Source organism: Escherichia marmotae (assembly GCF_002900365.1).
Lineage (GTDB): Bacteria > Pseudomonadota > Gammaproteobacteria > Enterobacterales > Enterobacteriaceae > Escherichia > Escherichia marmotae.
The window spans coordinates 2,805,330-2,826,696 of record NZ_CP025979.1 but is presented as its reverse complement, the minus strand read 5'-3'; the positions used below and the strand labels follow the sequence as shown (position 1 = coordinate 2,826,696).

The window sequence follows — 21,367 nt, the reverse complement described above, 5'->3', positions numbered from 1 at the left end:
AGACTCATGAAAAAGATTGGCGTTGCAGGCTTACAGCGTGAGCAGATTAAAAAAACCATTGAAACGACGGCTCCTGGCTGTTTTGAAGTTTTCATTTATAACGACATGGAAGCGGCAATGAAAGTGAAATCCGGGCAACTGGATTACTACATCGGCGCGTGTAATACCGGCGCAGGTGCGGCATTGTCGATTGCTATCGCGGTGATTGGTTATAACAAAAGTTGCACCATTGCCAGGCCTGGTATTAAAGCGAAAGACGAGCATATCGCCAAAATGATCGCTGAAGGAAAGGTGGCGTTTGGGCTTTCCGTTGAGCACGTTGAACACGCGATTCCGATGCTGATTAACCATCTGAAATAAAAGGCACGACTATGGATCTGTATATTCAGATTATCGTGGTGGCGTGCCTGACCGGTATGACATCACTTCTGGCACATCGCTCGGCGGCCGTATTTCATGATGGTATTCGCCCGATCCTGCCACAATTGATTGAAGGCTATATGAACCGTCGCGAGGCGGGGAGTATCGCTTTCGGTTTGAGTATTGGTTTTGTGGCATCGGTGGGGATCTCCTTTACCCTGAAAACCGGCCTGCTCAACGCATGGTTACTTTTTCTTCCTACCGATATCCTCGGCGTACTGGCGATAAACAGCCTGATGGCGTTTGGCCTTGGCGCAATCTGGGGGATACTGATCCTCACCTGCCTGCTGCCGGTAAACCAGTTGCTGACTGCGCTGCCGGTTGATGTTTTAGGTAGTCTGGGGGAATTAAGCTCTCCGGTAGTTTCTGCTTTTGCACTCTTCCCGCTGGTGGCGATTTTCTACCAGTTTGGCTGGAAGCAAAGCCTGATCGCTGCCGCCGTCGTGTTGATGACTCGCGTCGTGGTGGTGCGTTATTTCCCGCATCTTAATCCGGAATCCATCGAAATCTTTATTGGCATGGTAATGCTGCTGGGGATCGCGATAACTCACGACCTGCGTCATCGTGATGAAAATGATATCGATGCCAGCGGATTTTCGGTCTTTGAAGAGCGCACGTCGCGGATTATCAAAAATCTTCCGTATATCGCCATTGTCGGAGCGCTGATCGCTGCTGTTGCCAGTATGAAAATTTTTGCTGGTAGCGAAGTGTCGATCTTCACCCTTGAGAAAGCGTACTCCGCAGGCGTCACGCCGGAGCAATCGCAAACGCTGATCAATCAGGCGGCGCTGGCAGAATTTATGCGCGGGCTGGGTTTTGTGCCGTTGATTGCCACCACTGCGTTAGCCACGGGGGTGTATGCGGTTGCTGGCTTTACCTTTGTCTATGCGGTGGGCTATCTCTCGCCTAATCCGATGGTTGCGGCGGTATTGGGCGCAGTGGTTATTTCGGCGGAAGTTTTGTTGTTACGGTCGATAGGTAAATGGCTGGGGCGCTACCCGTCAGTGCGTAATGCGTCGGATAACATTCGTAACGCCATGAATATGCTGATGGAAGTGGCTCTGTTGGTCGGTTCGATTTTCGCGGCAATCAAAATGGCGGGTTATACCGGATTCTCTATTGCGGTCGCCATTTACTTCCTCAACGAATCTCTGGGGCGTCCGGTACAGAAAATGGCGGCACCTGTGGTGGCAGTGATGATCACCGGCATTCTGCTGAATGTTCTTTACTGGCTTGGCTTGTTTGTTCCGGCTTAAGGAATGCACTTATGAAGACGTTTCCCTTGCAAAGCCTGACTCTTGCAGAAGCACAGCAAAAGCAGTTTGCGCTGGTGGACACGATTTGCCGCTATTTCCCTGGCGGTGAGTTCCTTACCTGTGGTGATTTGGGATTAACGCCGGGGTTGAATCAACCGCGCATTACTCAACGTGTGGAACAGGTACTGGCGGGTGTGTTTCATGCGCAAGCGGCGGCGCTGGTGCAAGGCGCTGGCACTGGGGCGATCCGTGCCGGGCTGGCAGCTTTGCTCAAGCCCGGGCAGCGTCTTCTGGTACATGATGCGCCTGTTTATCCGACTACGCGGGTCATTATTGAGCAGATGGGGCTGACGCTTATTACCGCTGATTTCAATGACCTGTCGGCACTTAAGCAAATCGTCGAAGAGCAACAACCAGATGCAGCACTGGTGCAACATACACGCCAGCAGCCGCAGGATCGCTACATTCTGGCAGATGTGCTGGCAACGTTGCGCCTGGCGGGTGTTCCAGCGTTAACTGATGACAACTATGCGGTGATGAAGGTGGCGCGGATTGGCTGCGAATGCGGGGCGAATGTCTCAACTTTTTCCTGCTTCAAGCTGTTTGGGCCGGAGGGTGTTGGTGCGGTGGTAGGCGATGCTGATGCCATCAACCGTATTCGTGCCACGCTTTACTCCGGAGGCAGCCAGATTCAGGGCGCTCAGGCGCTGGAAGTCTTGCGCGGACTGGTTTTTGCGCCAGTGATGCATGCAGTACAGGCGAGAGTATCTGAAAGGTTGCTGACCTTGCTCAACGGTGGCGCAGTGCCACAAGTTAAAAGCGCCGTCATTGCCAATGCGCAGTCGAAGGTGTTGATTGTGGAGTTCCATCAGCCGATTGCTGCAAGGGTACTGGAAGAAGCGCAGAAACGCGGTGCATTGCCATATCCAGTTGGTGCGGAGTCGAAATATGAAATTCCGCCGCTCTTTTATCGTCTTTCCGGGACATTTCGTCAGGTGAATCCACAATTAGAACATTGTGCGATTCGTATTAATCCTAATCGTAGTGGTGAGGAGACAGTGCTGCGTATTTTGCGCGAGAGTATTGCCTGTATTTAACTGCTGTGAACGATATTTTTAAAGGCAAGGTAAAAACAAATACGCCCTCTGGTAAAAATAGAGGGCGTCAGGTAATTAAAACAGCATTAACCGATCTCTGTTAAGAGATTACTGTGCAGTCGGACCGCAGCCGCCAATGATTTTAGAAATAGAAATTGCCGGATGCAGAAGGTAATCATAAGAGCAGTTTTTGTCACGGTTTTCAATATGACCAGTACATGCAGTTAACGTTGCCAGTACCGCACCTACCAATGCTACTTTAATAAACTTGTTCATTCTCATTCCCTATGTAAAATATATCGAGTAATATTCATTAATTATGTGAATATAAGCAAACAGCTCGTTAGAGACAATACAGGAATATCTATGACACGTCAGTGAGTGGACTATTAATAATTCAATTATATTTGTAAGCCACTGTAACTGTGGGGAGTTGTTAAAAAACAAATTAGTTAAAAAGTTGTTTTATGTCTGATGAAAATAAAAATTAATATGGTGATTATTGTAAATAAAAAGGCCAGAAATATCCGGCCTTAGATAATTTTTTTAAAATTAATGGTTAGAGAACCAGTTTAATTTATCGCGCAGGCCAACGACCCGACCAATAATAATCAAAGACGGGCTGTTCATTTGCTGCGCAAGTTCACCGAGTTGCGCGAGCGTACCGTCAATCACGCGTTGCGTAACCGCCGTACCGTTTTCGACAATCGCCACCGGCATTTCACCTGGCATTCCGTATTCAATCAGCTTTTGCTGAATGGTCGCGGCCTGATTCAGCCCCATATAGAACACCAGCGTCTGTTTTTCTGCCGCCAGATTCTCCCAGTCCAGCTCGCCACCCGTTTTTAAGTGCCCGGTGATTAAGCGCACGCTCTGGGCGTAATCGCGATGTGTTAGCGGAATACCCGAATAGGCAGAGCAACCAGAAGCTGCGGTAATGCCCGGAACCACCGAGAACGGAATGCCTGCATTGCACAGCGTTTCCAGCTCTTCGCCGCCACGCCCGAAAATAAACGGATCGCCGCCTTTCAGACGCACCACGCGTTTGCCTTTTTGCGCTTCCCGCAACAGGATCTGGTTAATCTCTTCCTGCGGTACGCAGTGGTATCCCGCGCGTTTACCGACGAAAACGCGGTCAGCATCGCGGCGTACCAGATTCATAATATCGTCAGAAACCAGACGGTCGTAGACCACCACATCAGCCTGCTGAATTTGTTGCAGGCCTTTCAGCGTCAGTAGCCCGGCATCGCCTGGACCTGCGCCAACCAGCACCACTTCACCACGATGATCGAGCGGCTCATTGATTAACTGTTCGGTAGTTTCAGTAATGGCTTTCTGATCGTTGTTCGCCAGCGACTGCGCCAGACGGTCATTGACGAACAGTTTTTCCCAGAAACGGCGACGCTCACCCATTGTGGCGAACTGCTGTTTCACCCGACCGCGTAACTGTCCGGCATATTTTGCCACCTGACCCAGATGGAGAGGCAGTAGTGATTCGAGTTTTTCGCGCAGCAGGCGCGCCAGGACTGGAGATGTGCCGCCGGAGGAGACCGCTACCATTAGCGGTGAGCGGTCGATAATGGACGGCATAATGAAACTGGCGGCTTTCGGTGCATCTACCACGTTACAGAAGATACGACGAGATTCAGCGGCTTCGCTGACGCGCTGGTTAAGCGCATCATCATCAGTAGCCGCAATCGCCAGCCAACAGGTATCGAGAAGGCTTTCATCAAATGGCCCCTCGACGAGGGTTAACATGCCAGCATCTGCCCATGCGGTAAACTGCGGAATAAACGCTAATGCATTCACCGTTAAGCGAGCGCCTGCGTCCAACAGCAACCTGGCTTTGCGTTCCGCGACATCACCGCCGCCGACAATCAGACAGTCGCGATCGCGTAATTGGCAAAATATAGGCAAATGATCCACGTAAAACCCCTTACTGATTAACCTGCAGCCGTTTCAGTTTGATTAAATTTGTCCGCAATCGGACGATTAGCTTTCGGCGTAGCATACCAATAACCCAATCCCATGAATACGGCGCCAGATAAAGTATTACCCAGCGTCACCCACAGCAGGTTATGACCAATGCCCGCCAGAGTGTAGGCTTCGCTATGGTTGCCGAACCAGGAGAGAGCGAACAGCGTCATGTTGGCAACGGAGTGCTCATAGCCGGAGGCGATAAACGCCAGCAGACACCACCAGATAGCGATAAATTTCGCCGCGCCTTCGGTGCGCAGCGCCATCCAGATTGCCAGGCAAACCAGCCAGTTACACAATGCGCCTTTGAAGAACAGTACCATTGCTGGTGCGGTGGTTTTGGCCAGCGCGACAGAATGGACGATGCTGGTATCCACCGGTAGCAGGCTACCGCCGCCCCAGCTATAGAGCATCGCTACGAAGATGGAACCGACCAGATTACCCAGCCAGGTTTGCGGCAGAATTGCCCACATTTGCCCGTGGCTGATGGTGCCTGCTTTCACCCCAAAGGTGAGGAACATGGTGTGTCCGGTGAACAGTTCAGAACCGGCGATAATCACCAGCGTTAAGGCGATACCAAAAGTTGCCCCCATCACCAGCGGACGCACGGACGGATCGAGCAAATTGCCGAGCGTGAAAATCAGGATGATCCCAAGACCCACATAAGCTCCCGCCATTGCGGAGCTGACCCAAAAGCCAAGCGGGTTATTTGCCGACAGGCGTGCGATGCGCGCAGCGTTCGCCGCACACTTATTGATAGTGTCTGTAAACATTTGATTATCCTTAAAAAATAAAAACAAAAATAAAACAAAGAGTTTAAAAAATGTCCTGCAATATACCGAAGGTTATTACAGGACAATGCAAAAAGGGGAGGCATTGCGCCTCCCGTTAAAACATTAACCGCGCAGTTGTACTACGCCGTCTTTCACTCGTGCTTCGTAATGCTTGACGGAGAACTGTTCGTCCTCCATGCACAAGCCGTCGCTTAAGCGAAAACGCTGTTTTTTCAGCGGGCTGGCTACCCACAGCTCACCCTGATGTTCCGCAATCAGCCCGCGTGACAGTACGCTGGATTCGAAGAACGGATCGATATTGCTGATAGCAAACACCTGGTCGCTGTGATACGGACGGAAAATCGCCACCTGCTCGTCACCTAACAGCGCGCAGACGCCGGTTTCAGGCAGGATGTCATCGATTTTGCAGATGTCTTTCCACTGGCTCATGCGTTGTCCTCCACCAGAGTTACCGGAATACGTTCATACGGCGTTGCCGGACGGTGCTGTTCGCGCTCAGGCACCATCTGCACATTCGGGTCACGCTTGTCGCTGTTGATGAAGTGCTTGAAGCGAGTCTGTGCAGACGGCGTATTGACCGTTTCAGTCCACTCACACACTACAGCTTCACGCAGGCGCGCCATCTCTTCTTCCAGATGTGCGTTCAGACCCAGTTTGTCATCAATGATCACCGCTTTCAGGTAATCGATGCCGCCTTCGAGGTTTTCTAACCACGGTGCGGTACGGGTCAGTTTGTCGGCAGTACGGATGTAGAACATCATGAAGCGGTCGAGATATTTGAGCAGCGTTTCGCGATCGATATCCGCTGCCAGCAGATCCGCATGACGCGGTTTCATGCCGCCGTTACCGCAAACGTACAGGTTCCAGCCTTTTTCAGTGGCGATGATACCTACGTCTTTGCCCTGCGCTTCTGAACATTCACGGGTACAACCAGAGACACCGAACTTGATTTTGTGCGGTGCGCGGATGCCTTTGTAGCGGTTTTCCAGTTCTACGCCGAGGCCGACGCTGTCGCCAACACCGTAGCGGCACCAGGTGCTACCCACGCAGGTTTTCGCCATACGCAGCGCTTTCGCATAGGCATGACCGGTTTCGAATCCCGCTTCAATCAGTTGACGCCAGATCTCCGGCAGATCGTCTTTCTGTGCACCAAACATCGCAATACGTTGGGAGCCGGTGATTTTGGTGTAGAGATTAAATTCACGTGCGATACGACCTACAGCCATCAAACCTTCCGGGGTAATTTCACCGCCCGGAGAACGCGGGATCACCGAATAGGTGCCGTCTTTCTGGATATTAGCGAGGAAGTTATCGTTAGAATCCTGCAACGGAGTATGCTGCGGTTTCAGAATGTATTCGTTCCAGCAGGACGCCAGCAGCGAACCGATGGTGGGTTTACACACTTCACAACCGTAGCCTTTGCCGTGTTTTGCCAGCAGTTCTTCGAAGGTTTTAATGCCTTCAACGCGAATCAAATGGAACAGTTCCTGGCGCGAATATGGGAAGTGTTCGCACAGGTTGTTGTTGACTTCGATGCCCTGTTTCGCCAGTTCGGCGTTCAGCACCTGAGTAACCAACGGAATGCAACCACCGCAGCCTGTACCCGCTTTGGTTTCGGCTTTCAGCGCTGCAACGGTGTGGCAGCCTTTGTTGATGGCAGCAATCAGATCGCCTTTGGTGACGTCGAAGCAGGAGCAGATTTGCGCGCTGTCCGGCAGTTTATCAACACCGATAGACGGTTTACCGCTGCCAGAGTAGGCAGGCAGGATCAGCGAGTCCGGGTTTTCCGGCAGTTCAATGGCGTTCAGTACCAGTTGCAGCAGGTTGCCATAGTCGCTGGTATCGCCCACCAGTACCGCACCGAGCAACGTTTTGTTGTCTTCGCTGACAACCAGACGTTTGTAAATCTCTTTGCTTTCGTCGAGGTAAACATAGCTACGCGCGCCTGGTGTACGACCATGCGCATCGCCAATACCGCCCACGTCTACGCCCAGCAGTTTCAGCTTGGCGCTAAGATCTGCACCTTCAAATGCGTTTTCGCTACCAAGAATGTGGTCAACAGCCACCTGAGCCATTTTGTAGCCCGGTGCTACCAGACCAAACACACGGTTGTTCCAGCTTGCGCATTCACCGATGGCGTAGATATCCGGATCGGAAGTCTGGCAGGAATCGTTAATAACGATACCCCCACGCGGAGCCACGTCCAGGCCACACTGAGTCGCCAGCTTATCGCGCGGACGGATACCGGTAGAGAAGACAATAAAGTCAACTTCCAGCTCGCTACCGTCGGCAAAACGCATGGTTTTACGTGCTTCGACACCTTCCTGCACAATTTCGAGGGTGTTTTTGCTGGTGTGAACGCGCACGCCCATGCTTTCGATTTTGCGACGAAGCTGTTCGCCGCCCATCTGATCAAGCTGTTCCGCCATCAGCATAGGGGCAAATTCGATAACGTGGGTTTCAATGCCTAAGTTTTTCAGCGCGCCAGCGGCTTCCAGACCTAACAGGCCGCCACCAACAACGGCACCGCGCTTGCTGCGACGGGCGCAGGATTCAATGGCGTTGAGGTCTTCAATGGTGCGATAGACAAAACAGTCCTGGGTATCAGAACCTTTGATCGGCGGGATCCACGGGTAGGAACCGGTCGCCATGATCAGCTTGTCATAATAAACGGTACGTCCGGCGCTGGAGTGGATCACCTTCTCCTGACGGTTGATGGTAATCGCGCGCTCACCGACCAGAACTTTAATGCCGTGTTTCTCATAAAAGCCTTCGCGCACCAGCGACAGCTCTTCGGCAGTGTGGTGAGAGAAGTAAGACGAGAGGTGTACGCGGTCATAAGCGATGCGCGGTTCTTCACAGAAAACGGTAATATCAAAGTTGGCCGCATCAGATTTATCAAGAAGATCTTCGATAAAGCGATGGCCGACCATACCGTTACCGATAATTGCGAGTCTGACTTTGCTCATTTTTGCCTCGATTTCTTTTCTATTACCGCCTACCTTAACGATTCAGCAACCCCACTTATTGATGCAAATCAAATTCACCTTTATATACCTCTTAAGGAGTATATTACTGATTTGTATAAATATTCTTAAGTTACGGAATTGTCTGACATTTCGTGTGTGTGCAAAAAATAGACAAAATAAGAGAGTTTAAAGATATGAGGATAGGTTGAGGGGAAGAGAGGAAAAAACCGGACGACGAAAGCGCCGCCCGATATTGGCAATTAATGAGAGGTCAGGGTGTTATGCTGACGGTGACGGCTGACAAAACCCAGCAGGAAGCACATCACGAATACCACAGCGTACAGACCATTTGCAGTGAGCAGCGCCGCCTGTGGACCGCTATGCTCTACAATCGGGCCAGTAACCACAAAGGTCAGCATGGTGCCGATGGTTCCGCAGGTGAGGACGAAGTTAACCAGTTTTGGGGACGGCACTTTGGTTTGCTGTGAACCCAGGGTGATGATGGTGGTATAGATCGCGCTGGAGAAGAAGCCCAGAGCGAGAATAGACCACGCCATATGTGCCGGTGTTCCAGTGTTAAAGACATACATCAGAATCGCGGCCAGTCCTGCCAGCACGGTCAGAATACGTTGCAGGTCAAAGAAACGCAGAATAAAGCTGAAGGCCCACATGCCGACCATGTACGACATCCAGAAGTTGCTTACCAGCGTTCCTGCGTCGTTCAGGCTCATGCCCAGACCTTTGGCGTACTCCGGCACCCAGGAGATAAAACCTAACTGACCGAGGATGTAGCACAGCGCCGCAATGGAGAGAAACAGCACGCCAATCCCCCATTTTTCTTTCACTACCGGAACGTCATTTTTTGGCGCATGTTTGCCCAGTGCCGGGAACTCACAGCCGAAGGTCAGAATAAAAATAGCGACGTACACCAGCCCGATGCAGGCATAAACCCAGTACCACTCAATGCTACGTGCCAGCAAAAATGCCGCGATCATCGGGAAAATCATCCCGGCCATACTGAAGAAGGAGTCGGTAAACAGCAAGCGAGAACCGCGCTGACGCCCTTCATACATTTGTGTAACCAGGAACGTACCAATCGACATGGTGATACCACTGACCACCCCGAGGATGAACATCGCCGCCGAGAACAACGCCAGACTGTGGCTGAACATCAAACCAGCAACCGCCAGCACCATCAGGAGAAAGCCAAAACGTAACTGCGTTTTCAGCGGGACGATTTCCATCAGCCAGGCGTTGAGGAAGATAGAGATTAAAATTCCGGCATTGAGGAAGGTGAAGGTGTTACTCATACTGGAAACGGGCAGATGGAAATAATCTGCAATATTCCCCATCACCATCCCGGTGACAATAACCAACGCACCGGTGAGTGCGTAGGAAAGAAAGCTAATCCATGTGAGCTTAATGCGATTGCTGTTAGTCATGATTGGCCTGCGTTGAAAGAGAAAATGGCATAGTGGGTATGCCGCGAGCGGGCGATTTTAGGTGATTTTGTGATCTGATTAAATATCTAATTGCAAACGGTTGCTAATTTGCAATATTTAAAGTGATTCTGATCACGGAATATAAGTGATCATCAGGTTACATATATTTCAAGTACGTAAAATTAGGTAAAGGAATGGCCTTGTCATTGAAGGCTATTTAGAATCTCTTCACTTGCTTTTTTTCTGCTCTGTTAAGGAAATCTCATGTTCAAATCGACCCTGGCAGCTTTTGTAGCTGTTTTCGCTCTTTCTGCTCTCTCACCTGTAGCAATGGCAGCGAAAGGGGACCCGCACGTATTGTTAACAACCTCTGCTGGTAATATCGAACTGGAGCTGGATAGCCAGAAAGCACCGGTATCAGTGCAAAACTTTGTCGATTATGTGAACAGCGGTTTTTATAACAACACCACTTTTCACCGGGTGATCCCGGGCTTTATGATTCAGGGCGGCGGTTTCACCGAGCAGATGCAGCAGAAAAAACCGAATCCGCCGATCAAAAATGAAGCTGATAACGGTCTGCGCAACACGCGCGGCACGATTGCTATGGCGCGTACTGCTGATAAAGACAGCGCAACCAGCCAGTTTTTTATTAACGTTGCCGATAACGCCTTCCTCGACCACGGCCAGCGTGATTTCGGCTACGCCGTCTTTGGTAAAGTGGTAAAAGGGATGGATGTCGCAGACAAGATTTCCCAGGTGCCGACTCATGATGTTGGTCCATACCAGAATGTGCCGTCAAAGCCGGTCGTTATCCTTTCCGCTAAAGTCCTGCCGTAACGATTTCTCGCGCGGGCAATATTGTCCGCGCATCTGCTCTCCCGGCGTAACCTGCATTTGCCGCTTATACTTGTGGCAAACGGACACGTTCAGGGAGGCATCAAGTGAAGAAACTCACCGATAAGCAAAAGTCCCGTCTTTGGGAACTTCAGCGTAATCGTAATTTCCAGGCCAGCCGCCGTCTCGAAGGTGTCGAGAGCCCCTTGGTGACGCTTACTGCCGCTGAGGCTTTGGTGCGCCTTGAAGAGCTAAGGAGACACTATGAGCGATAAGTTCGGAGAAGGGCGCGACCCGTATCTTTATCCTGGCCTCGACATCATGCGTAACCGACTGGATATCCGCCAACAGCAGAGACTGGAGCAGGCCGCTTACGAAATGACGGCGCTGCGCGCCGCGACCATTGAGCTTGGTCCGCTGATGCGCGGTTTACCCCATTTGCGTGCTATTCATCGCCAGCTTTATCAGGATATTTTCGACTGGGCGGGCCAATTACGCGAAGTTGACATTTATCAAGGAGATACACCATTCTGCCACTTTGCCTATATCGAAAAAGAGGGCAATGCCCTATGCAGGATCTGGAGGAAGAAGGTTATCTGGTCGGCCTTGAGAAAGAGAAGTTCGTTGAGCGGCTGGCACACTACTATTGTGAAATCAACGTCCTGCACCCATTCCGCGCGGGAAGTGGCCTTGCGCAGCGTATCTTCTTCGAACAACTGGCGATTCATGCTGGCTATCAATTGAGCTGGCAGGGCATCGAAAAAGAGGTGTGGAATCAGGCTAATCAGAGCGGGGCAATGGGCGATCTCTCTGCGCTGAAGACGATATTTAGCAAAGTGGTAAGCGAAGCCGGGGAATCTGAGTAAAATAGCGCGGTTCTTTCGTACCGGAGCCGCCATGATCCTGCTTATTGATAACTACGATTCTTTCACCTGGAACCTCTACCAGTATTTTTGTGAACTGGGGACGGATGTGCTGGTTAAGCGCAACGATGCGTTGACGCTGACGGATATTGACGCCCTTAAACCGCAGAAAATTGTCATATCGCCTGGACCCTGTACGCCAGATGAAGCCGGGATTTCCCTTGAGGTTATTCGTCACTATGCCGGACGGTTGCCGATTCTTGGCGTTTGCCTGGGGCATCAGGCGATGGCGCAGGTTTTCGGCGCTAAAGTGGTACGCGCCGCAAAGGTAATGCACGGCAAAACCTCACCCATTACGCATAACGGCGAAGGCGTATTTCAGGGGCTGGCAAATACATTAACCGTGACGCGCTACCATTCACTGGTGGTGGACCCCGACTCGCTGCCGGAGTGTTTTGAAGTGACCGCCTGGAGCGAGACCCACGAGATTATGGGGATTCGCCATCGCCAGTGGGATCTCGAAGGGGTGCAATTTCATCCGGAAAGTATTCTTAGCGAACAGGGGCATCAGTTGCTGGCTAATTTCCTGCATCGCTGATTTCTGGTTGCCATTTAATGATTTTTTATGCATATTTTGTGATTATAATTTCATAATGATTTATGCGTAACAGGGTGATCATGAGATGGCAACTGAACAAACAGCAATTACACGCGCGACTTTCGATGAAGTGATTCTGCCGATTTATGCACCGGCAGAGTTTATTCCGGTAAAAGGCCAGGGTAGCCGAATCTGGGATCAACAGGGTAAGGAGTATGTCGATTTCGCGGGGGGGATTGCGGTTACGGCGTTAGGTCATTGCCATCCGGCGCTGGTGGAAGCGTTAAAAACCCAGGGCGAAACCTTGTGGCATATCAGCAACGTTTTCACCAATGAACCAGCATTACGTCTTGGGCGTAAACTGATTGAGGCGACCTTTGCCGAACGAGTGGTGTTTATGAACTCCGGGACGGAAGCCAACGAAACTGCCTTTAAACTGGCACGTCATTACGCTTGTGTGCGCCATAGCCCGTTCAAAACCAAAATTATTGCCTTCCATAACGCCTTTCATGGCCGATCATTGTTTACCGTCTCGGTGGGCGGCCAGCCGAAATATTCTGACGGCTTTGGGCCAAAACCGGCAGACATTATTCATGTTCCCTTTAACGATCTCCACGCGGTGAAAGCAGTGATGGATGATCATACCTGCGCAGTGGTTGTTGAGCCGATTCAGGGCGAGGGCGGCGTGACGGCTGCGACGCCGGAGTTTCTGCAGGGCTTGCGTGAACTGTGCGATCAACATCAGGCATTGCTGGTATTTGATGAAGTGCAGTGCGGGATGGGGCGGACAGGCGATTTATTTGCCTATATGCACTACGGCGTGACGCCGGATATCCTGACCTCCGCCAAAGCGTTAGGCGGTGGTTTCCCGATTAGCACCATGCTGACCACGGCGGAGATTGCGTCTGCGTTTCATCCTGGCTCGCACGGTTCCACCTACGGTGGTAATCCACTAGCCTGTGCGGTCGCTGGGGCGGCGTTTGATATCATCAATACGCCGGTCGTGCTGGAAGGCATTCAGGCGAAACGTCAGCGTTTTGTTGAGCATTTGCAGAAGATTGATCAGCAGTACGATGTGTTTAGCGATATTCGCGGCATGGGGCTGTTGATTGGTGCGGAGTTGAAACCACAATACAAAGGTAAGGCGCGTGATTTCCTTTATGCGGGTGCGGATGCAGGTGTAATGGTGCTGAACGCCGGACCAGATGTGGTGCGTTTTGCGCCGTCGCTGGTGGTGGAAGATGCGGATATCGACGAAGGGATGCAGCGTTTTGCCCGCGCAGTGGCGAAGGTGATTGCGGCGTAAAACGGGAGTAAGCCTGATAAGACGCGGTAAGCGTCGCACCAGGCAAAGGGCGTCGGATACGGCGTATGTGCCTTATCTGACCCTCGATTTTGTTCTGGCGATGAATAAATTACGCCTTCGAATCCCGCAACTTGCGACTCAACCAAATCCCGTGGTGTGGTCGCTGCCGCCAGGCCATTGCTGAAATGGTGTGCATCGTATTCAGATGGCCAATAACGCGTTGTAAATGCTGCTCCAGCGTGCCGGACGCACCTTCGTGTGGCAGCATCTCTGGCGAGTCGATGATATTGGCGTCACCAGAACTACCCGGTTCATCATATTCCAGTCGTTGCTGACAACGCTGAATGGCGATTTCACAAGACTGCAAGTACTCCTGCGCCAGTTCCGGCGGCAATGACCGGTGTTCCCGCGCCAGTGTGGTCATGGCATTGATATGTTCAACAATAAACTGACTATGTGTTACCCACAGTTTCATGTCTGCCAGATAATGGCTGTTAAACGCCGGTTCCTGCATCGCCTGATTCAGCGAGTTATACAGGGTGTTATGCGCCTGATTCACCCGCATTCGCTGCCAGGCAAGTGGCGTGGGTTGCGGATCTTTACTGAGGATCAGACGAATAGCCTCCTGGTAAGTTTCTAAGGCGTCATGGGCGTTCTTGCGCAGTAAACCACTCTGCCACTGCGGCCACAGCCATACCGTGCCACCGAAGGCAATCAGACAGCCGATGATGGTATCAATGAGGCGTGGGATGATGTATTGCTCACCATTCAGCCACAGCAGTTGCAGGGTATACACAGCGGTAATGGTAAAACCGACCGTCGCCCAGCCGTAGTTCTTACGCAATATCAGATAGCTGGCGAGCGTGGTAATCAGCATCAACGTCAGGGTGTAACCTTCGGGAATTTTAAAGTGCAGCGCAACACCCGCAATGATTAACCCGACCACGGTTCCCACAGAACGATTCACAATCCGCAGGCGAGTAGCGCCATAACCATTTTGCGTCACCAATAATACCGTCATTAATATCCAATAGGATTTCGGCAAATGCAGCGCGGTGCCCATCAGGCTGGCAACACTTAGCATCACACTCAATCGTCCGGCATTACGCAGCGCTGGCGATTTCAGGGAAAGATAGCTTTTCAGCGCCGGGAGTAACGGCATTCGCCGCTGTTTATCTGCCAGCAGATCGCGGGCATAAAGTGGTTTTTGCGTTCGTAGCACGCGGGCGATGCGACTAAAGTGCCAGTAGCAAAATTGTCCCACGGGGTTATCCGGATGCTGGCGGGCGATTTTTTCCAGCGCGCCAATTTGCTTATCCATCGTAAAACGTGTCGGCAGGCGATGATAAAGAATGTCATCAGCCAGCACGCGCAGGCGGGCGGCGACAGTTTGTGCATTCCAGCGGATAACTTCCTCCGCATGGCTCCGCTCGACCAGCTTTTGCACCTCTTCCGGCTGATGCAAACTGACCGAGATATGTTCCTGTAAGTCCAGCGCCTCCTGGAAAATACGCAGCATCCGCTTGTAGTCCGTATTATTTTGCGCGGAAAGCATATGCATTTGCTGATAACACTGGGTAATTAAATCGACCGCTTTTTGCTGACGCACCAACAATGGTGGCAGAGCATTTTCGGGATCGGTGTGCTGAGTAAGCAGGCTGTATTTGGCTTCACAGTAATCCGCCAGTTCACGGTACAGCAGGCTAAGCGACTCGCGTAACGGTTGCTCACGCCAGAGCCAGAACCAGAACCAGTTAAACAGTCCATACCAGAGCGTGCCTAACGCGTAGATGAGCAACGGTTCCCAGACCGGCATATATCCCGCCAGACTGAGGGTAAAAATGGCGGCGAGTAGCGATGCGGGAAGTAATTTTGCATGCAATGGCCCTAACTCAGCAGTGACGCCAAGTATCAACGTTAACCCCGTCAGCAGAAAGGGTAGGGGGATATCTTTTTCCAGCAGCAGTTGCGTTAGCAAGCTACAAGTGGCAAACAGCGACGCACCAATGATTAAGTGTTTGAAAAAACGCTTATGAGGAGTATCAAGCCCCGCAATATTGCAACAGGCGGGGACGAGAGAAAAGAGCAGCCCGAGTCTTAATTCGCCAAGCAATAGACCAACGGCCACGGGCAAACATAGCACCAGTGTTTGTCGTAGTGCGTAGTTGATGTCGGGATGATAAATCAGTCTGCGCCACATCGGCTTAAACAAAACGGCGCGCTACCAGGTAACGCGGCACTCCGATGGGATCAACGGGTGCCGTAAACGACGATGGTTTTTCCGTGTGCAGAGATCAGGTTCTGATCTTCCAGCATCTTCAGAATACGTCCCACGGTTTCACGAGAACAGCCAACAATCTGACCGATTTCCTGACGGGTAATTTTGATTTGCATACCGTCCGGGTGAGTCATGGCATCGGGTTGTTTCGCCAGATTCAGCAGTGTCTGTGCAATACGACCTGTAACGTCGAGGAATGCCAGGTTGCCCACTTTCTCTGAAGTGACTTGCAGACGACGCGCCATCTGTGCGGAGAGACGCATCAGAATATCCGGGTTCACCTGAATTAATTGACGGAATTTTTTGTAGGAAATCTCAGCTACTTCACAGGCGGTTTTCGCACGTACCCATGCGCTACGTTCCTGGCCTTCTTCAAACAGGCCCAATTCGCCAATAAAATCACCCTGATTCAGATAGGAGAGGATCATTTCTTTACCCTCCTCGTCTTTAATCAGCACTGCCACAGAGCCTTTAACGATGTAATACAGCGTTTCCGCTTTTTCACCCTGGTGAATAAGCGTGCTCTTGGATGGGTACTTATGAATGTGGCAATGAGACAAGAACCATTCGAGAGTCGGGTCTGTTTGCGGTTTGCCAAGCACCATGCGCGGTTATCCTCTGTTATAAGCTTTCTCCAGAGCCAGAAAACGCCGCTGTCTCTGGATTGCCGAAATGTGCTTCCCGCTACCTGGGAAGGGGCTATCAACTGAACTGCACGGTAATGTGACGTCTTTTACATACATGCAGTACATCAATGTATTACTGTAGCATCCTGACTGTTTTAGCATAGCTTTCGCGTTGTGTCTCCTGGTGTCTCGCTTCAGCATGACCCAGGTCGCCTTCCGTTGCGCGATTTGGTCAGTACGCGTACTCTGTCAGGAAAATTGACGCAATGGAGTTCCGATTATGCAAGCGCGTGTGAAGTGGGTCGAAGGGTTAACTTTTTTGGGCGAGTCAGCCTCGGGTCACCAGATTTTAATGGACGGTAATTCTGGCGATAAAGCGCCAAGTCCGATGGAAATGGTGTTGATGGCGGCAGGCGGTTGCAGCGCCATTGATGTGGTTTCTATCCTGCAAAAAGGGCGTCAGGATGTGGTCGATTGTGAAGTAAAATTGACCTCTGAACGTCGCGAAGAGGCACCGCGCCTGTTTACGCACATCAATTTGCATTTTATCGTCACAGGTCACGACCTGAAGGACGCGGCGGTTTCGCGAGCGGTGGATCTCTCTGCCGAGAAGTATTGTTCGGTAGCGCTGATGCTAGAGAAAGCCGTGAATATTACCCACTCCTATGAAGTGATAGCCGCGTGATTTAATGATTAAAATATGATGCCGGATATTATTTTATCCGGCATATAAGAACATTTACTCGATTTTCTTCCCTTCCATCAGTCGTTGTACCAGCGGCAGCATAATTAACTCCATTGCCAGACCCATTTTACCTCCCGGCACCACTAACGTATTGATGTGGGAAATGAATGAGCCTTGTAACATCGCCAGCAGCCAAGGGAAATCGATCCCTTCCAGATTACGAAAATGAATCACCACAAAACTTTCATCCAACGACGGGATGCCTTTTGCAGCGAAAGGGTTAGACGTGTCAACAGTGGGGACGCGCTGGAAGTTGATATGAGTGCGGGAAAACTGCGGCGTGATGTAGTTGATATAGTCTTCCATTGAGCGCACTACCGAGTCCATCACTGCTTCTCGTGAGTGTCCGCGCTCGCCAGTATCGCGGATGAGTTTTTGAATCCACTCCAGGTTAACGATAGGCACGACCCCAACCAATAAATCTACATGCTGCGCGACGTTATGTTGTGGCGTAACCACGCCGCCGTGCAATCCTTCATAAAACAGCACATCGGTCGGTTCTGGCAGCGCCTGCCACGGGGTAAACGTACCGGGCACCTGGTTCCACGGCACGGCTTCATCGTAGGTGTGCAGATATTTGCGCGACTGGCCTTTGCCGCTCAGCCCGTATTCAGTGAAGGTTTGTTCCAGCAGGCCGAAGTCGTTGGCCTCGGGACCGAAGTAGCTGATATGCCGCCCGGCATCGCGCGCTTTGCGGATCGCCATGTCCATTTCCGGGCGGGTGTAACGGTGAAAACTGTCGCCTTCCACCTCGGCTGCATGCAGATTTAACTGCGCGAATATTTTACGAAACGCGAGGCTGGTGGTGGTGGTCCCCGCGCCGCTGGATCCTGTTACTGCAATGACCGGATGTTTGGCAGACATAGTAACTCCATGACCTGGCTATCATTATTATCTTGTCCGCCGACGGTTGCAGGTTATTCGCGAAACTGACTACGCGGCATGATATTGACCGTTTCGTGCAGCTCCGACCATACCAGCACCGCTTCTCCGCATTGTAGCTGGCGTTTGACGTCGGCGGTTTTCTGTTCAAGTGTACGCTCATGTTCACCATAATCTGTGCCTTCGCGTAACACAAAACTTTCAATTAAATTTTCCAGCGTTTCGGGGGAGAGGTCTTGCCAGGGAATCAACATGATTTCGCCTCCAGATACATTGATAACCAGTCAGGAATGCGTGACTCAAGCCACATTTGCGGGTGGAGTAACGTACCGCTAATGAAGCCAACGTGACCGCCATGTTCGGTCAGTTGATACTCCACCTGCGTGGGTAAATTTTCCGGTTTATGGATCACCTGATGATCCATAAACGGATCGTCTTTGGCATGAATAATTAGTGTCGGTTTGGCGATCCGATTGAGCAGCGGCATGGCGCTACACTGACGATAATAGTCGATGGCGTCAGCATAGCCGTGAATTTTGGCGGTGATCAGATCGTCAAATTCGCGGATGCGGCGCACCGATTTCAACTGCGAGAGATCTATCGGCAGTGTTCCGGGGTACGCCTTCAGTTTACGCGCTGCATTGGCTTTTAACAGATTCACCAGGTAACGCTGATAAACGCGGGAGAAGCCTTTATCCATGTGATAGCTACAGGCTTCCAGCATAAACGGCGCGGAGACAATTACCGCCGCCTCAATCGGGACGTTATTGCCTTCTTTAGCCAGCAGACAAGCCAGCATATTACCGCCAAGCGAATAGCCCACGGCAGCCGTTGGCGCATGACCAAATTCGCGTTGCAGCCAGCGTAAAAACCAACTGGCATCTTCCGTCTCACCAGAGTGATAAATGCGGTGCATCCGGTTTGGTTCACCGCTACAACCGCGAAAATGCATCACTACGCCAAGCCAACCACGCTTTTGCGCTGCCTCGACCAGACCATGTGCGTAAGGGCTATTCAGACTGCCTTCGAGACCATGAAAAACCACCAGACGCGGTTTATGTTGCGCTTGTGTGGGATCTTCACTCCACGCGAGATCGACAAAATCACCGTCAGGCAATTCCAGCCGCTGCCAGTGTGGGGTGAATTTCACCTGACGACGAAACAGACGCGGCAGCATGGTTTGCAGATGGCAATTACTGAAGCCACGCATGGGGGTGAATTCAGCACTACTGCTGGCGTCGTTAAGATCGGTCGTCGTTACTTGCGCCATTAGTTGCTTTGGCCTTCCAGCAGCATTTGTTCCAGTTGCTCCTGGGCTTCCAGCCATGCCATTTCGCACTCTTCCAGCCCGGATTTGGCGCTGGCTTGCTGTTGCAGACAAGCGGTCAGTTCTGCTTTACGGCTCTGGTCATATAGCTCGCTGTCGCCCAATTTTTCTTCTGCCTGTGCCAGTTGTGCATTCAGCTTTTCCATCTCTTTTTCCAGACGGGCGATTTCTTTACGTAGCGGCTGGGTTTGCGCACGCAGCTCTGCTTCCCGACGCTTCTGATCTTTACGTGCCTGGGCGCTGTTAGCGTTTTCTTTCGGCGCTTCGTCAGATTGGTTTTCCTGCTTCTGAACGTCGCTCAACCACTGTTGATAATCCTCCAGATCGCCATCGAACGGTTCGACTTTACGATCGTGAACCAGATAGAGATCGTCAGTGGTGGAACGCAGTAAGTGACGGTCGTGCGAAACGACAACCAGTGCGCCTTCAAACTCGATCAACGCTTCGGTTAGTGCCTGGCGCATGTCGAGGTCAAGGTGGTTGGTCGGTTCGTCGAGCAGCAGCAGATTCGGACGCTGCCAGACGATCAGCGCCAGCACCAGCCGTGCTTTTTCCCCACCGGAGAAACGGCGGGTTTCTTCCGTTACTTTATCGCCCTGGAAACCAAAGCCACCGAGGTAGTCTCGCAGTTTTTGTTCCAGCTCTTGCGGTGCTAAACGCGCCAGATGTTGAATGGGCGATTCATCTGCGCGCAGGTATTCCAGTTGATGCTGGGCGAAGTAACCGAGTTTAATCCCTTTCGCCAGGCCAATTTCACCGCTAATCGGCGCAAGTTCACCGGCTAACAATTTGATTAATGTTGATTTACCTGCGCCGTTGCGGCCTAACAGACCAATGCGCGAACCGGGGACCAGATTCAGTTTGATCGAGTCGAGAATAATGCGATCGCCATAACCCGCGCTGACCTTTTCCATCTTCAGCAATGGATTAGGCAGGCTTTCCGGCGCGCGGAAGCTAAAACGGAAAGGGTTATCGACGTGCGCGGGGGCAATCAGCTCCATGCGCTCGAGCATCTTAATGCGGCTCTGGGCTTGCTTCGCCTTGGTGGCTTTGGCGCGGAAACGGTCGATATAACTTTGCAGATGCGCCACGCGCTCCTGCTGGCTTTCGTACATCGCCTGTTGCTGCGCCAGACGGGTGGCGCGCTGCACTTCAAACGAACTGTAGTTGCCGGTGTACTCGAACATGCTTTGTTGTTCGATATGAATGATTTTATCAACGATCGGATCGAGGAAGTCGCGGTCGTGAGAGATAAGGATCAGCGTGCCCTGATAGCTCTTCAGCCATTTTTCCAGCCAGATAACTGCATCGAGATCGAGGTGGTTAGTCGGTTCGTCGAGCAGCAGCAAGTCTGAACGGCAAATCAGTGCCTGGGCGAGGTTAAGGCGCATTCGCCAGCCACCAGAGAAATCGCTCACCGGATACTCCAGTTGCTCATTGCTGAAACCGAGGCCATGCAGCAGGCTGGCGGCGCGGGAGCGAATACTCCACGCGTCGATAGCATCCAGCTTGCCGTGAATGGTCGCAATGGCATGTCCGTCGTTACGTTCGTTAGCATCCTGAAGTTGCGCTTCCAGTTGGCGATATTCGCGGTCGCCATCAATGACATATTCCAGTGCCGCTTGCGGTAGCGCCGGCGTTTCCTGATTCACCCACGCCAGTTGCCAGCTACCAGGAAAGGTGTAGCTGCCGCCGTCGGCGCTGATTTCATTTTTCAGCAATGCCAGTAGGGTAGATTTACCGCAGCCGTTTTTACCCACCAGGCCGACTTTCTGGCCAGGGTTAATAGTGGCGGTGGCATTATCCAGCAGGACGCGCACGCCGCGACGAATTTGTAACGAGGAGAAAACAATCATAAGGCGCCGTATGTTCAGACTATGTTAAATTATCATTATGATAATGTAGTGTATGGGCGAGCTGCCGCTCCGGGCGCAATGGTAGCCCAAAACAGCG

General features: G+C 51.7%; 20 protein-coding genes and 1 pseudogene. 9 read left to right on the top strand and 12 right to left on the bottom strand.

Going from position 1 to position 21,367, the window contains the following annotated elements:
• Positions 1-6 precede the first annotated feature (6 nt).
• The 3 genes from C1192_RS14730 to C1192_RS14720 are packed head-to-tail and all read left to right on the top strand — an operon-like array spanning position 7 to position 2,773.
• Positions 7-360: a DUF2620 domain-containing protein gene (locus C1192_RS14730; protein ID WP_001517214.1), complete on the top strand. Its 354-nt coding sequence runs from the start codon at positions 7-9 to the stop codon at positions 358-360.
• Between the two features lie 11 nt (positions 361-371).
• On the top strand, positions 372-1,676 hold the full coding sequence (locus C1192_RS14725; RefSeq protein ID WP_000366842.1) for a YhfT family protein: 1,305 nt from the start codon (positions 372-374) through the stop codon (positions 1,674-1,676).
• A gap of 11 nt (positions 1,677-1,687) precedes the next feature.
• Positions 1,688-2,773: an aminotransferase class I/II-fold pyridoxal phosphate-dependent enzyme gene (locus tag C1192_RS14720; RefSeq protein ID WP_038355353.1), complete on the top strand. Its 1,086-nt coding sequence runs from the start codon at positions 1,688-1,690 to the stop codon at positions 2,771-2,773.
• 108 nt (positions 2,774-2,881) lie between these two features.
• On the opposite strand, the gene C1192_RS14715 is transcribed toward C1192_RS14720, so the two are convergent.
• The 6 genes from C1192_RS14715 to tsgA all read right to left on the bottom strand — a co-directional run bounded on the left by C1192_RS14715 (position 2,882) and on the right by tsgA (position 9,955).
• Positions 2,882-3,049: a YhfL family protein gene (locus C1192_RS14715; RefSeq protein ID WP_001031834.1), complete on the bottom strand. Its 168-nt coding sequence runs from the start codon at positions 3,047-3,049 to the stop codon at positions 2,882-2,884.
• Positions 3,050-3,325: 276 nt separating this feature from the next.
• Positions 3,326-4,699 (bottom strand): siroheme synthase CysG, encoded by a 1,374-nt coding sequence (cysG, locus tag C1192_RS14710; RefSeq protein ID WP_000349875.1) that lies wholly within the window; start codon positions 4,697-4,699, stop codon positions 3,326-3,328.
• A 17-nt stretch (positions 4,700-4,716) separates the two neighbouring features.
• Complete coding sequence (nirC, locus tag C1192_RS14705) at positions 4,717-5,523, bottom strand: nitrite transporter NirC (RefSeq protein ID WP_000493561.1); 807 nt, start codon at positions 5,521-5,523, stop codon at positions 4,717-4,719.
• 123 nt (positions 5,524-5,646) lie between these two features.
• Positions 5,647-5,973, bottom strand: coding sequence for a nitrite reductase small subunit NirD (gene nirD / locus C1192_RS14700; protein WP_000084764.1), 327 nt, complete (start codon positions 5,971-5,973; stop codon positions 5,647-5,649).
• Positions 5,970-8,513 carry an NADPH-nitrite reductase large subunit gene (gene nirB, locus C1192_RS14695; RefSeq protein WP_038355354.1) on the bottom strand — a complete coding sequence of 848 codons (2,544 nt, stop codon included), beginning with the start codon at positions 8,511-8,513 and terminating at the stop codon, positions 5,970-5,972. The genes nirD and nirB overlap by 4 nt, the downstream gene beginning before the upstream one ends.
• Positions 8,514-8,773: 260 nt before the next feature.
• Positions 8,774-9,955, bottom strand: coding sequence for an MFS transporter TsgA (gene tsgA / locus C1192_RS14685; RefSeq protein WP_000185221.1), 1,182 nt, complete (start codon positions 9,953-9,955; stop codon positions 8,774-8,776).
• A gap of 264 nt (positions 9,956-10,219) precedes the next feature.
• On the opposite strand from tsgA, the gene ppiA reads away from it, so the two are divergent.
• The 5 genes and pseudogenes from ppiA (at position 10,220) to argD (ending at position 13,556) form a co-directional block, all read left to right on the top strand.
• Positions 10,220-10,792, top strand: coding sequence for a peptidylprolyl isomerase A (gene ppiA, locus C1192_RS14680; RefSeq protein WP_000477213.1), 573 nt, complete (start codon positions 10,220-10,222; stop codon positions 10,790-10,792).
• A gap of 104 nt (positions 10,793-10,896) precedes the next feature.
• The gene (ficA, locus tag C1192_RS14675; RefSeq protein ID WP_000736867.1) at positions 10,897-11,064 is read left to right on the top strand and encodes a FicA/YhfG family antitoxin; all 168 of its coding nucleotides are present in this window, start codon (positions 10,897-10,899) and stop codon (positions 11,062-11,064) included.
• A pseudogene (locus C1192_RS14670) lies at positions 11,054-11,592 on the top strand (putative adenosine monophosphate-protein transferase Fic); the annotation flags it as partial. The gene ficA and the pseudogene C1192_RS14670, both read left to right, overlap by 11 nt.
• 94 nt (positions 11,593-11,686) lie before the next feature.
• Complete coding sequence (pabA, locus tag C1192_RS14665; protein ID WP_038355355.1) at positions 11,687-12,250, top strand: aminodeoxychorismate synthase component 2; 564 nt, start codon at positions 11,687-11,689, stop codon at positions 12,248-12,250.
• Positions 12,251-12,335: 85 nt separating this feature from the next.
• Entirely contained in the window at positions 12,336-13,556 is a 1,221-nt protein-coding gene (gene argD, locus C1192_RS14660) for a bifunctional acetylornithine/succinyldiaminopimelate transaminase (protein ID WP_000190011.1), read from the top strand.
• A gap of 109 nt (positions 13,557-13,665) precedes the next feature.
• Here the strand turns inward: argD and C1192_RS14655 are convergent, their stop codons facing one another.
• Complete coding sequence (locus C1192_RS14655) at positions 13,666-15,756, bottom strand: YccS/YhfK family putative transporter (RefSeq protein WP_038355356.1); 2,091 nt, start codon at positions 15,754-15,756, stop codon at positions 13,666-13,668.
• 50 nt (positions 15,757-15,806) lie between these two features.
• On the bottom strand, positions 15,807-16,439 hold the full coding sequence (crp, locus tag C1192_RS14650; protein ID WP_000242755.1) for a cAMP-activated global transcriptional regulator CRP: 633 nt from the start codon (positions 16,437-16,439) through the stop codon (positions 15,807-15,809).
• A gap of 301 nt (positions 16,440-16,740) precedes the next feature.
• Between crp and C1192_RS14640 the strand changes: the two genes are divergently transcribed.
• The gene (locus C1192_RS14640) at positions 16,741-17,145 is read left to right on the top strand and encodes an OsmC family protein (RefSeq protein WP_001148907.1); all 405 of its coding nucleotides are present in this window, start codon (positions 16,741-16,743) and stop codon (positions 17,143-17,145) included.
• Positions 17,146-17,199: 54 nt separating this feature from the next.
• Here C1192_RS14640 and C1192_RS14635 read toward each other — a convergent pair whose 3' ends face one another.
• The 4 genes from C1192_RS14635 to C1192_RS14620 are packed head-to-tail and all read right to left on the bottom strand — an operon-like array spanning position 17,200 to position 21,270.
• Positions 17,200-18,069: a phosphoribulokinase gene (locus C1192_RS14635; protein ID WP_001274686.1), complete on the bottom strand. Its 870-nt coding sequence runs from the start codon at positions 18,067-18,069 to the stop codon at positions 17,200-17,202.
• A gap of 53 nt (positions 18,070-18,122) precedes the next feature.
• Positions 18,123-18,341, bottom strand: coding sequence for a YheU family protein (locus tag C1192_RS14630; RefSeq protein ID WP_000907082.1), 219 nt, complete (start codon positions 18,339-18,341; stop codon positions 18,123-18,125).
• Positions 18,335-19,357, bottom strand: a complete 1,023-nt coding sequence (locus C1192_RS14625; protein ID WP_038355357.1) for a hydrolase — start codon at positions 19,355-19,357, stop codon at positions 18,335-18,337. Before C1192_RS14625 ends, C1192_RS14630 begins: the two co-directional genes overlap by 7 nt.
• The gene (locus C1192_RS14620) at positions 19,357-21,270 is read right to left on the bottom strand and encodes an ABC transporter ATP-binding protein (protein WP_000634831.1); all 1,914 of its coding nucleotides are present in this window, start codon (positions 21,268-21,270) and stop codon (positions 19,357-19,359) included. The genes C1192_RS14625 and C1192_RS14620 overlap by 1 nt, the downstream gene beginning before the upstream one ends.
• Positions 21,271-21,367: the final 97 nt, after the last annotated feature.